The sequence below is a fragment of the Kyrpidia spormannii genome (genome assembly GCF_002804065.1).
GTDB lineage: Bacteria > Bacillota > Bacilli > Kyrpidiales > Kyrpidiaceae > Kyrpidia > Kyrpidia spormannii.
Genome location: NZ_CP024955.1, coordinates 3,276,168 through 3,288,179, shown reverse-complemented (window position 1 = coordinate 3,288,179; position 12,012 = coordinate 3,276,168). Strand labels below are relative to the sequence as shown.

At 62.5% G+C, this 12,012-nt stretch carries 11 protein-coding genes; 6 read left to right on the top strand and 5 right to left on the bottom strand.

Translation table 11 applies throughout. The features are described 5' to 3' along the window. Positions 1-30: 30 nt before the first annotated feature. Positions 31-264 (bottom strand): hypothetical protein, encoded by a 234-nt coding sequence (locus CVV65_RS16125; RefSeq protein WP_013077144.1) that lies wholly within the window; start codon positions 262-264, stop codon positions 31-33. Between the two features lie 177 nt (positions 265-441). On the opposite strand from CVV65_RS16125, the gene prfA reads away from it, so the two are divergent. From prfA to CVV65_RS16095, 6 genes are all read left to right on the top strand, one after another. Then, positions 442-1,509 (top strand): peptide chain release factor 1, encoded by a 1,068-nt coding sequence (prfA, locus tag CVV65_RS16120; protein ID WP_100669008.1) that lies wholly within the window; start codon positions 442-444, stop codon positions 1,507-1,509. A gap of 11 nt (positions 1,510-1,520) precedes the next feature. Further along, positions 1,521-2,402, top strand: coding sequence for a peptide chain release factor N(5)-glutamine methyltransferase (gene prmC / locus CVV65_RS16115; protein ID WP_198592067.1), 882 nt, complete (start codon positions 1,521-1,523; stop codon positions 2,400-2,402). 104 nt (positions 2,403-2,506) lie between these two features. After that, positions 2,507-3,340, top strand: coding sequence for a stage II sporulation protein R (spoIIR, locus tag CVV65_RS16110; RefSeq protein WP_100669006.1), 834 nt, complete (start codon positions 2,507-2,509; stop codon positions 3,338-3,340). Between the two features lie 13 nt (positions 3,341-3,353). Beyond that, positions 3,354-4,433: an L-threonylcarbamoyladenylate synthase gene (locus tag CVV65_RS16105; protein ID WP_100669005.1), complete on the top strand. Its 1,080-nt coding sequence runs from the start codon at positions 3,354-3,356 to the stop codon at positions 4,431-4,433. A gap of 179 nt (positions 4,434-4,612) precedes the next feature. Beyond that, a complete protein-coding gene (locus tag CVV65_RS16100; protein ID WP_100669004.1) occupies positions 4,613-5,194 on the top strand; it encodes a manganese efflux pump MntP in 582 nt (193 codons plus the stop codon). 14 nt (positions 5,195-5,208) lie between these two features. After that, on the top strand, positions 5,209-5,940 hold the full coding sequence (locus tag CVV65_RS16095) for a ZIP family metal transporter (RefSeq protein WP_100669003.1): 732 nt from the start codon (positions 5,209-5,211) through the stop codon (positions 5,938-5,940). 91 nt (positions 5,941-6,031) lie between these two features. On the opposite strand, the gene CVV65_RS16090 is transcribed toward CVV65_RS16095, so the two are convergent. From CVV65_RS16090 to CVV65_RS16075, 4 genes are read right to left on the bottom strand one after another with little or no spacing between them, the layout of a single operon-like run. Then, a complete protein-coding gene (locus CVV65_RS16090) occupies positions 6,032-7,228 on the bottom strand; it encodes a thiolase family protein (RefSeq protein WP_100669002.1) in 1,197 nt (398 codons plus the stop codon). A 24-nt stretch (positions 7,229-7,252) separates the two neighbouring features. Further along, positions 7,253-8,824 (bottom strand): class I adenylate-forming enzyme family protein, encoded by a 1,572-nt coding sequence (locus CVV65_RS16085; protein WP_100669001.1) that lies wholly within the window; start codon positions 8,822-8,824, stop codon positions 7,253-7,255. A 30-nt stretch (positions 8,825-8,854) separates the two neighbouring features. Next, positions 8,855-9,718 carry a hypothetical protein gene (locus CVV65_RS16080; RefSeq protein ID WP_100669000.1) on the bottom strand — a complete coding sequence of 288 codons (864 nt, stop codon included), beginning with the start codon at positions 9,716-9,718 and terminating at the stop codon, positions 8,855-8,857. A 32-nt stretch (positions 9,719-9,750) separates the two neighbouring features. Further along, the gene (locus CVV65_RS16075) at positions 9,751-11,988 is read right to left on the bottom strand and encodes a hydantoinase B/oxoprolinase family protein (protein WP_100668999.1); all 2,238 of its coding nucleotides are present in this window, start codon (positions 11,986-11,988) and stop codon (positions 9,751-9,753) included. Positions 11,989-12,012: the final 24 nt, after the last annotated feature.

Below are 12,012 nucleotides of genomic sequence, written 5' to 3'. Positions count from 1 at the left end.
AAGCCACCGGCGTCGGTGGCTTTGTAACGTTTATCGGCTGATGGACCGTCCGCCAGGCCCCGAAGCCGTGCGAAACCGCGGCCAAAAGGCCTTGAGGTGACAGCGGATCGTCGTCCGGATCGTCTCTGCGGGGAAAGATTCAAGAGCGTTGTAGCGGGCAAGCCCGTCGTACACCGCCTGCACCAACTCCCGGGTGCGGGCCGGAGATTCCCCCAGTTCCGGTGCCAACTCCTTGGCCCATTCATCAAGTTCTGCCTGTTTCACCCTACTCACCCCCGAATCGAAACACCGATCCCCATTGTACAACCAATTGACCGGGGACGAAAGAGGAAAATCCCGCATTTTCGCCTCCTTCGGTTTTCCCGGCCAGGGAATTCCTTTATAATGTTAGAATGGTATCGTTTATGTGCGGCTGGGCGATACGGTCAAGGAGGAATGACCATGTGGGACAAACTTCAGGCGATCGAGGAACGCTATGAGGATCTGAGCCGCCGCCTGTGCGACCCCGACGTCCTGGCCGATCCGGAGAAACTGCGGACCTATTCCAAGGAACAGGCCGATCTCGAAGAGACCGTTCAAACGTACCGGGAGTATAAACAGGTGGTTTCCGCTCTCCGCGAGGCCAAAGAGATGTTTGAGGAGCGCCTGGACGAGGAGATGCGGGAATGGGTGAAATCGGAGATTGCCGCCCTGGGGCATCGGCGGGAAGAGCTGGAGGCCAAACTCCAGATTCTTCTTTTGCCCAGGGACCCCAACGACGATAAAAATGTCATCGTGGAGATCCGCGGCGCCGCCGGCGGCGAGGAGGCCTCTTTGTTCGCCGCCGACCTGTTTCGCATGTACACCCGATATGCGGAGCGCCAAGGATGGCGGGTGGAGATGATCGATTCTCACCCCACCGATCTTGGAGGCTTCAAAGAAGTGGTCTTCAGCGTTCAGGGCCGGGGGGCTTACAGCCGGTTAAAATTTGAAAGCGGGGCCCACCGGGTCCAGCGGGTGCCCACCACCGAATCCGGAGGCCGCATCCACACGTCCACGGCCACCGTGGCCGTCATGCCCGAGGTGGAAGAGGTCGAGGTGGAGATCCACGAGAAGGATCTTCGCATCGATACATTTTGTTCCACGGGTCCGGGGGGACAGAGCGTAAACACCACCCAGTCCGCGGTGCGGATCACCCACCTTCCCACCGGCATCGTCGTGTCCTGCCAAGATGAGAAATCCCAGCTCAAAAACCGGGAGAAAGCCATGCGGGTCCTCCGGGCGCGGTTGTACGAAAAATATCACCGGGAGCAGCAGGAGGAGCTGGCCCAAACCCGTAAAAGCCTGGTGGGCACCGGGGACCGCAGCGAGCGGATTCGCACGTATAATTTTCCCCAGAATCGCGTCACCGACCACCGCATCGGCCTGACCCTCCACCGCCTTGACGCCGTGCTCGACGGCGATTTGGACGAGATCATCCACGCCTTGATCGCCGCGGATCGAGTGGAGAAATTATCCATTGCCCAGTGAGGAACCTCCCCGTGACTGTTCACGAAGCATTGAAGGCGGCCGTGGCGCAGTTGCGAAAAGCCGGGGTGGAGGATGCTCGGTTGAGCGCCGAGGTGCTCATCCAGCGGGTGCTGGGCGTGGGCAAAGCGTATCTCTACGCTCATCCGGACCGGGTGCTCACCCCGGAAGAGGAGCGGCGGATTGCCGAAGGTGTCAGCCGCCGGGCCCGTCGGGAGCCCCTGCAGTACATCACCGGGGTGGTGGAGTTTTACGGGTTGGAACTCGAAGTCGGCCCCGAGGTCCTCATTCCCCGCCCGGAGACCGAAGGGCTGGTGGAGCGGGTTCTGGGGTGGCGCTCCATGTGGGAACGCCCGCTGATCGCCGATGTGGGTACAGGCAGCGGCGCCCTGGCTGTGGCCCTGGCTCACCACTGGCCCGGGGTCCGGATCGTTGGCATCGACGTATCACCCGGGGCGTTTCAGGTGGCTTCCCGGAATATATGGCGGCACGGGGTGGCGGATCGGGTCACCCTGGTACAAGGGGATCTCCTCTTCCCGTTGCTCGACCATAAGCAGCGAGCGGATATCGTCGTCTCCAATCCTCCGTATATTCCGTCCGCGGAGATTGAGGGCCTGCAGCCCGAGGTGGCCCGTTTCGAACCCCGGGCGGCCTTGGACGGAGGCGGGGACGGCCTGGCGGTGTATCGGCGCCTCTTCTCCCAGTTGCCCGAAGTTCTCGCCCGTCCGGGCGCCGTGGCGGTGGAGGTGGGGGCGGACCAAGCCGGAGAGGTGCGCCGCCTTCTGGAGGAGAGCCTTCGTCACGTGGCGGGCGGCGCCGCTGATGTCCAGATGGAAACGGGGACAGACCGGGACCTGGCGGGCATCGAACGGGTGGTCTGGGGCCGCTTCTCATAACGGCTTCTCTATCAGAATGCAATCATAGGTTTGCAAGGTTTAAGATTTCTCCCCGCCGGCCATACTGCTGGTACGACAGCAGCGGTGAGGCGGGGGGATGAGCCGTGGAAGAGCAAGAACAGCAACCGAAACGTCCCCGGCCGTGGGCGGTGTGGCTGTGGCGGGTCATGGTCGGCCCTTTGGCCTTGGCGCTTACACTGGGGGTGGGGTGGATCGGGGCTTTGCTTCCCGATCGGTCTTGGAGGCCCCAAGAAGGGCCCAGCGGGGTTCCGGTGACCGCTGCCCCGGGCGCCTTTACCCCAGGGGCACATCCCGCCGGGACCGCCTTCTCGACGGGTGGACAACTCCCCCCTCTGGACGCGCCGGGCGGGGCGGGAGGCAGCGACGGGGCCGTTATTCCAATCCCGAATCAGGCGATCCGCCTGCGGATCATCGCCAACAGCGATCGCCCCGAAGACCAGGCGGTCAAACTGAAGGTTCGGGACAAGATCATCCAACTGGTGTCCGATCACCTGAAGGGCGTGACCACCGCCGACGAGGCCCGGGCCCGGCTTCGCGCCCTGGTGCCCCAGGCGGAGGCGATCGCCCAGGAAGAGGTCCGGGCTGCGGGGTTCCACTACCCGGTGCGGGCGGATTTTGGAATGGTGCCCTTTCCGACGAAAATCTACGGGGATCAGGTGTACCCCGCCGGTCGTTACGAAGCTTTGCGGATCACGTTGGGAAGTGGCCTGGGGACCAATTGGTGGTGTGTGCTCTTTCCGCCCCTGTGCTTCGTCGATTTGACGAACGGCGACGCGGTTCCCACGTTCCACGAAAAGGGGAACGTCACCACCGTGGAGTTGCCCGGTGTCGATGGTCATAAACAGCCGGTGGTCCTAAGGTGGTTTATTGTTGAGCTCATCATGAAAATCGTGGAATGGTTCCGGCATCTATGGTGATGGGGGCTTGAAAATGGAAACCAAGTGGATGCGTGTGGCCGCGGCCCTGGACGATCCGGAAGGGTTGAAAAACGATCCGGCTATCCTCGAGGCCGCTGCTTTTTTGTCCCGGGGAGAAACGGTGGCATTTCCCACCGAGACGGTCTACGGGCTCGGGGCTGACGCCTTGGATCCCGCGGCGGTTGACAAAATCTACGTCGCAAAGGGCCGCCCCGGGGATAATCCGCTCATCGTACACATTGCCGAAAAGCGGCAAGTGGATGACCTGGCCAAAGAGATTTTCCCGGCGGCCGAGCGGTTGATGGAAGCGTTTTGGCCGGGTCCACTGACCGTCGTTCTCCCCGCGGCGAACCGGGTGCCCCGGCGCACCACCGGGGGCCTGGATACGGTGGCCATCCGCATGCCCGCCCATCCTGTGGCGGCCGCCATCCTGCGGGTCGCCGGGATTCCGGTGGCGGCGCCCAGCGCCAACCGCTCGGGCCGCCCCAGCCCCACCACGGCCAAGGACGTGTGGGAGGATTTGGCCGGGCGCATTCCCCTCCTGGTGGACGGCGGAGCGGCGGGGATCGGCGTGGAATCCACGGTCATCGGATGGCCCCAGGGCCGGCCGGTGATTCTGCGGCCGGGGGGCATCAGTCCCGAAGAGCTGCAGGACGTGCTGGGGGAGCCGGTGGAACTGGACGCCTCCTGGAAAGCTTCCGTCGACCGCCCTCTGGCTCCGGGGATGAAATACCGGCACTATGCCCCCAAGGGGCAGTTGTATCTCCTGCGGGGCGATCTGGATACCGCCCGGGCGGAGATCGTGCGCCGGGCGACGGACGACCACGCCGCCGGCCGCCGGGTGGGGGTGTTGACCACCGCCGAAGGGCGGACTGCGTATCCCCCTTTCTGCGAGGTGGTGGCCTGCGGCACCCGCCGGGACCTGGCCACGGTGGCGGCCGGCCTCTTCTCGGCCCTCCGGTTTTTCGATCACCGGGGATGTGAGGTGATCTACGCCGAACCGTTTCCTCCGGAAGGCATCGGCTGGGCCATCCTCAACCGCCTGATCAAGGCGGCGGGGCACCGGGTGATTCAAGTACCCCGGGCGACATGAAGGGCGGCCATTCCGATGGCAAAAGGGACAGTTTTATCAAGGTGGTCCTCACTCCATAATTCCCCCTTGCAGGACTTGCGGGCGGCCCCGCCGTGGCCCCGTGATGTCTAACCTTCGGCGTGTCCGCATAGACATGGTCCCAGACGGGCGGGACGGCCCCGACCGATGCGGACGAAGGGATGACGGCTATGGCGGAGGTTGGGTACGGGATCGGCATGGTGCCGGAGGAGTGGGCCACCTTGTTTTTGCTGGCGGTGGCCTTGGGGTTGGATGCCTTCTCGGTGGGGCTGGGCGTGGGGTTGACCAAACCTCGCCCGGCGGAGATTCTGCGAGCCAGCGCCGCGGTGGGCGTCCTCCACGTGGCTTTTCCTATGGCGGGTCTCAGCTTCGGCATGAATCTCCACTATGCCATCGGCGATGTGGCCCAATGGCTCGGATCTGTGGTTCTCATCGTGATCGGAGGCCACATGATTTGGCATTCCATGCGGGAAAAAGCGGAGGATTGGATGCGGTCCGGGGTCAGCTACGGCTGGCTTTTGTACGCCTTCGGGGTCAGTCTTGACAGCTTGACGGCGGGCTTCGGGCTGGGGTTATTCAATGTGAATCCCTGGGGCGCCGCGGCCCTTTTTGGCGTTTTCGGGGCCCTGTTGTCCGCGGCGGGGCTGATCGTGGGGCAGCGGGTGGGCAGGTGGCTCGGAGGATACAGTGAAGCCGTGGGCGGGGCCCTGCTCATCGCCGTGGGTTGCCATTTTCTGTTGTAGAGGGGGCCCCGGCGGTGGATCCGGTGTTGTGGATCAGTCTATGGTCTGGGATGGCCACGCCTCTCGGGGGGTTGTTAATTTTGTCTCTCGGGGAGCGGGCCCGGCGGTGGTTGGCGCTGTGCCTCGGAATTGCCGGAGGAATAATGGCGTCGGTGGTGGGGATCGACCTGTTGCCCTCAGCGCTTCGCCACGGGGGGCCGGCGGCTTTTTGGGGCGGGGGCCTGGCGGGGGTCGCTTTTATGAGTGTGCTGCGCCGCGCGGTGGAGCGCGGGATGGACGGATGGAAAGGCGATTTCGAGCAGAAACACCTCATGAGGTTGGGCTGGTTTCTCGCCTTTGCCATCGCCCTTCACGACCTGCCCGAGGGACTGGCCATCGTGGCCGGTGAGCGGGTGGCGCCCTCTTTGGGAGCGGTGTTGGCTTTGGCCATCGCCCTCCACAACGTTCCCGAGGGGATGAGCATCGCCCTGCCCCTTCGCATGGCCGGCCTATCGCCGCTCATGGTGACGGCGGTGACCGTGGCAGCCGGGCTTGTCACACCCTTGGGGACGTGGATGGGGATGAACCTGTTTCAGGCCGGTCCCGCCGGGGTCTCCTACGCCCTGGCCTTTGCCGGGGGGGCCATGGCTTATGTGGTGGCCCGGGACATTCTGCCCGAGGCCCTGGAAGAGGACTGGAGGGAAACCTTTGCCGGCATTGTGGTGGGGGCGCTGGTGATTCATTTTGCCGCCCGGTTACATATGTGAAGGTGCCGATAGGATGCTCAGCGGCCCAGCGCTCGCTCGTTGTCCTCCCGTCGGTATCAGAAGGGCGATCAGAAGGGCGAAGGCGATCGGCTCACCGCGTCAACACGTGCAACGACACGGCGGCACTGTCTCCTTCCAAAAAGCCGCCGGCGTTTTGCGTCAAGCCGGTCCGGGCACCCTCCACTTGGCGCGCCCCCGCCTCGCCCCGCAACTGCCAAACGATCTCAGCGAGCTGGGCGAGCCCGGTGGCTCCCACCGGGTGTCCCCTAGCGATCAGCCCGCCACCGGGGTTGACGGGCACTGAGCCTCCCAGGGCGGTGTCCCCGGACTCCACCAGCCTGGCCCCTTCCCCGGGGCTGCACAGCCCCAACTGTTCATAAGCCCACAGTTCCCCGGGAGCTGCCGCGTCGTGGACTTCGAGCACATCTAAGTCCCGGGGACCGAGTCCGGCCTGGGCATAGACGCGTTCCGCAGCCCGCTCCACATTGCTCCTCTTCTTCTCGGTCCCGCCCGAGGCCGGACCGGTCAGGGCGGAGAGTACCACGGAACCGGCGACAAAGACCGGCCGGCTCGTCCAGCGCCGCGCCGTCTTCTCCCGGGCGACGATCGCTGCCGCCGCACCATCACTCAAGGGCGAACACATCAGCAGGCGCAAGGGGTCGCTGACGACCCGGGAGGCCATGACACTCTCTACCGTCTGCGGCACCTGATACTGGGCGTAAGGATTGAGAGCCCCGTGACGGCTGTTCTTCGCGGCGATTGAAGCGAAGATCTCGACGGGCGTCCCGTATAACTCCATGTGGCGCCGGGCTTCCTCGGCGTAATAGTCCATGAACATGCTCTGCCGGCTCCGACCCCCACCGCCTGGAAACGCCCAGAGAGATTCTACGTCTGTTGCACCCTCGAAAGCGCGAAAAGTCCGGTCCTTATCCGGATGGATCATCTTTTCGACGCCGAGGACCAGCACTGTGTCGTACATTCCCGAGAGGACCGACAGACAGGCCAGATGAAACGCCGTCGACCCGCTGGCGCAGGCGTTCTCCACATTGAACATGGGAATCCCGGCCAACTCGGTGCCCGAGAGGAAGACCTGGCCGCGCACGCTCTCCTGTCTCCAGATGGCGCCGGCCATAGCATTGGACACGAACGCCGCCTCAATTGCCAACTCACGAATCCCCGCGTCTTCCAGGGCCGCCCGCGTCGCTTCCCGGGCCAACTCCTTCAAGCTCCGCTCCGGCTGCTTGCCGAACCGGGTCATGCCAACGCCGACCACTACCACTCGGTTCATTTCCGCTTCCTCCTTGCGCTCACTTCAGTTGACCTGCCGGTCGCGCCCGGACCAATAGGGCTCGCGCAGCGCTTTTTTGTCGATCTTGCCGTAGGGCGTCAGCGGAAGGGCCTCGACGAACCGGACTTCCTTAGGCCGTTTGTAGGCAGACAACTCCTTCCGGCAATGCTCGAGGATGCTCTCTTCGGTCACTTCCACCCCCCCTTGGGGTACAATGATCGCCATGACCGCCTCCCCCCAGTCGGGATGCGGCACGCCGATCACTGCCACCTGGGCCACTCCAGGGTGCCGCTGAATGGCGTTTTCCACCTCCGTGGTGTAGACGTTCATGCCTCCACTGATGATCATGTCTTTCTTCCGGTCCAGAAGATACACGTACCCCTCTTCGTCCATCATCCCGACGTCTCCGGTGTGCAACCACCCGTCCCGCAGGGCTTCCGCCGTCTTTTCCGGTTGGTTATGGTATCCCACCATCGTGTAAAGGGTACGGGCCGCGATTTCGCCTTCCACCCCGCGCGGCACCTCGTTGCCGTGTTCGTCGACGATTTTGACTATGCTCATTGCCACGGGCTGGCCGCAACTGCGCAGCCGGTGGACGCCCTCCGGGTCGGTGCGGTGATCCTCTTTTTTCAGGCGCGTGATGAAATTGGGCGCCTCGCTCTGACCGTACAGTTGCATGAATACCGGACCGAAAATCTCCAAACCCTGTTTAAGTCGTTCCGCGGTAATCGGCGCCGCGCCGTACACAATGGTCCGCAGGGACCGGAGATCATAGGTTCGGCCGCCGATCTGGTCCATCACCCGGTAGATCATTGTCGGCACCATGAACGTGAGGGTGATTTTGTTCTGTTCAATCCGATCCAGGACCAATTGGGGGTCAAATTTTCGTTCAATATAGTGGGCCGCCCCTTTGATCAAGCCGGCCAAAAGCACCATCCCCGCGCTGTGCGGCAGGGGCGACATCAAGAGGATCCGCTCGTCGTCCTGCAATCCCATCTCCATGATGTGGGAGAACAGATTGAGCACAATATTCTCTTGGGTGTGAACCACCCCTTTGGGCAGACCGGTGGTGCCGCCGGTGTAGATGATCAGGGCCATATCCTCAGGTGAGACGTCCACCCCGATATCTTCCTCTGTTTCATGGGCTTGAAACACTTCCCAAGATATGAACCCGTCGGGACACTGCTCCTCGGGGGCGACGCCCACCACCGTCTTCAGATCCGGCAGATCACGGCGGATCTTTTGGACGACGTCGAAGAAATTGGGCCCGACCACGGCCAGCTCGGCTCCGGAATCTTTCAGGATATACGCGATTTCTTTTTCGCCAAGCATGTCGTTGAGGGGCACCTTGGTGCCGCCGGCGAACGTCAGGCCCAGATCGCTGATCACAAATTCCGGGCAATTGGACATCATCAGGGCGACGCGCCGGTTCGGCCCGACCCCGCGGCGGGCCATCGCCCGGGCCACCCGCAGGGCGGCCCGATGGAGGGTATCGTAGGTGAGAGTCTGTCCTCCGAAGACGATGGCCGGCCGGTCGCCGTGGATCGGTAACACACGGCGAAACAAGCTCCGCAAGGTCGACAATTCACGATCCATGTTGCAAACCTCCCATTTTCATTTCATGCGTCACTTTGCCCCGCGCAAGGCATGAAGGCGGTTCAGCACATGTTCCGGATGGGCGTCGGCGGGAACGACCCCGTATCCCGGCCCCCGGTCGGTAGCTTCGGGCAGAGGTCCGGGCTCTTTCCAGAAGTCCCGATTCAGTCCGCCCGCGGCCGCCAAGCCTTGTTCCCAGAGAGCGGCCATCCCGTCCCACGAGACTGAGGGAAAGAGGGCGAAATCCACCTCCCTGCCCACCGGCAGAGCAACCGCCTCTCCGTGCCACCGGACGCCCTTGAGCCATTGGTAGTGATCCGCAACATTCCAAACGGGTTGATAGAGCGACCACAGTCCGCCAACCTTTTCCGAGTCCGTTTCATCCTCATCCAGCACAAGGGCAAAAATGCGGTAACCAGAAAACGCGCGCAGGCAATCGGCCACATACATCGCCGCAGCGTCAATCTCGTCCTCCTCCGGATCGACGGCCCCTCCCGCCCCGGTCCGCTTCCTCGCTTCCGAGAGCCACCGCCTGGGGGAGTCTGTGACGAGGGCTGTGGGGTGCCCCGGGAACAAAGACTCCAACCCCGACAACACCTCGCCCACGACCCGCCTCGGCTCCTCCAGGCCAAGAAGTTTCTTGCAGACAAAGGTCGTCGACTTTCCTTGCCACGGAGCCGCAATCTCCGGATGGGAGTCGAGCCATCCCATAAAAAAGGAGGATATCGGTACGCTCAGCACATCCGATTGGAGCAGCCGCTGCCCCTGGCTGTATACAGACAGAAATTGCACCGGGTCTGTCCACAACCCTCCCCTTCCGCCGGCGAACAACCGCTCAGCGTATTCCACAAAATCGATCCAGATCCCGCCGCCGCCGAACCATTCCGCAGCCACAGCCGTTCCCTCCCGTCTCCCGGCCGAGCCACTCAGGCCTCGGCCCGCAGGCGGGTGAGACGGGCTTCCAGTTCGGCGATTCGCACATCCTTCGGATCCGGCAGATAGATCGATTGAATGGCGTCCGCCGCCATCTTCACCTGAGGCGACCCGGCATATACCACCTTCGGATCTCCCCAACACCCGTACCAGGGCAGGTGAGCCGGTGGTTCCTCGGTGACCCACTCCCGGACGAATTCTCCAAAAGGAACCCCCCTCCGGAGGCGCGCCCGGCGTTCCTCCTCCCGCGCCCGCTCTGTGGCTTCCCGATCCAGCACCAAAGTGTCCGGATCATACACCACCCGGTAGATGTCCCGGGCGACCTCGACGGAAATCAATCCTTCTTCCAGATCCTTCATGACCAACTCCGGATCCCGTTCCAGCACATCCCCGTAACCGCCGCCGGCTCCCTGGGTCAAGATGTAGAGCTCACCTTCCTGGACGAGTTCAAACTGCAAACCGCGATGGTGGGTGCTGTAGGAAGCCTCTTCAAAAGGACGCTCGTTGAGCATGTCCTCCATGGTGTAACGCATGTTCTCGGGCGCCTCCTGCATCTTGCGGAACACATTGACGCCTTTGATCTTGGCGAGGGGATAGGCCGGACACCCGTACCCGCCGAACAGCCCGTAGATGCTCGGGTATTTGGACCCGATTGTGGTGGACATCAGGCCCCAGTATGGCGTGTCCTTGACCGCCACCATCATTTGGTAGCCGTGTCCCCCTCGATATTTGCCGAATCCCTGGTTGTCTTTCATGATCCGCCGGGACAACTGGATCATCGGAATCTCTTCCTCGATCAACTCCTGTTCACCCTGTTCCGCCATGGCGGCAAACAGCGGAGCGATGGCGTGCTCGCCGTCTGCATCCTCCCTGGCGCCTCCCGGCATCCCGTTGAGGTCCGCGCAGAGATTACCGACAATCTCGCCGTTCTGCGTAATCCCGCCGTAGAGGAATGTCGCGATCATGTTGTACCAGGGGGCCAATACTTTCGTGTACTTCTCCGGTGAACTGTACAAAAACTTTGCGAGGCAGAGTTGGGCTGCCGTGAACAGCGGAAAGATCGTCATCATGCTCTGGGCATTTGGCGCCTCATAGGAACAGTCAAAAATAGTCTTGGGGGTAACGGTGAATTTCATAGGCGCCACCACCGCCTGGTTGCGCGGCATATCCGGCCAGATGAAGCTGAGGAATAGCTGGGCGATGACCCCTTTGGCGCCGACAATAATCGTATTGTTCGACCGATTGGCGAACTCCGGAGCCGATCCGGACAGGTTAAAATGCAGTTCGTCCCCCTTTTTCGTCACTTCCAAATTGGTTTTGATCAGGATGTTCTCACGCAAAGTCCCGTCGGCAACCGCCATGGCCCGCACCGTGCCGTCAGGCCATTGGCGCAGGCGCCGCTTGACCTCCTCCACCGTATCGTCGAGGGTCTTGCGCAAAGTGGCGATGATGGCGTCCACTCCGTAGTCGGCGATCGCCTCCTCAATCCGCTGCTTCATGCGCATACAAGCCGACAGTTTCGCCTTCATATCCTGCAACTGGAGCTTCGGCTCGCGGACGGAGTTCTGCAAAAACGTCACCAAATCTTTTTTGAGCGTGTAATTTTCGGCTACTTTAAAAGGCGACATCATCAGTCCTTCCATGAACTTCGACTCGGCCGCGGAGGGGATCCCGCCCGGTTCGACAGCCCCGTTTTCCCCCTCGTGAACGACCGCCACCGCCCAGGCGACAAGCTCTCCACCGTAGAACACCGGCAACATCAGGCTGTGGTCGGCATTGTGAATACCACCGTAGCGGGCGTCGTTGTGCATGAAAGCGTCTCCGGGCCGGATACCCACGGTCGGCTCGTCCTTCCAATATTGGTAGGTGTATTTCACCGCGTACTGGGCCGTGGTGGAAAAGGCCAGGACGCCCCCGGAACTGGCCAAGGACAAATCGCCGCTGGTGGTGTAAATTCCCGTAATCAAATCGCCCCATTTCGCCCCCGGTGCGGCACCGATCTGTTCCAGCATCTCGAAGGACTCACTGGCGGCGGCCTGAAGTTTGCTGCGCACGATGCTGATGACGGGATCCGGCACGCGCTCAATCGCTGCCCGCTCCCTCTCGGTGATCGGCGCCAGGCCGTGGTCGTACATGATCGCCGGATCGGGCCCCAAAAACAACGTGGTACCCTTCAAAAATTGTTCGACCAGTTCCCGTTCCTGCTGATCGTTGTCGTGCGGGGTGAACATGAACACCACTCCTCCTTGTAAACC

Bases quoted from the DNA above. Each gene is read 5' to 3' on its own strand.
- prfA (WP_100669008.1), top strand. From the start codon at position 442: ATGTGGGACAAACTTCAGGCGATCGAGGAACGCTATGAGGATCTGAGC.
- CVV65_RS16105 (WP_100669005.1), top strand. From the start codon at position 3,354: ATGGAAACCAAGTGGATGCGTGTGGCCGCGGCCCTGGACGATCCGGAA.
- CVV65_RS16100 (WP_100669004.1), top strand. From the start codon at position 4,613: ATGACGGCTATGGCGGAGGTTGGGTACGGGATCGGCATGGTGCCGGAG.
- CVV65_RS16090 (WP_100669002.1), bottom strand. From the start codon at position 7,228: ATGAACCGAGTGGTAGTGGTCGGCGTTGGCATGACCCGGTTCGGCAAG.
- CVV65_RS16085 (WP_100669001.1), bottom strand. From the start codon at position 8,824: ATGGATCGTGAATTGTCGACCTTGCGGAGCTTGTTTCGCCGTGTGTTA.
- CVV65_RS16075 (WP_100668999.1), bottom strand. From the start codon at position 11,988: ATGTTCACCCCGCACGACAACGATCAGCAGGAACGGGAACTGGTCGAA.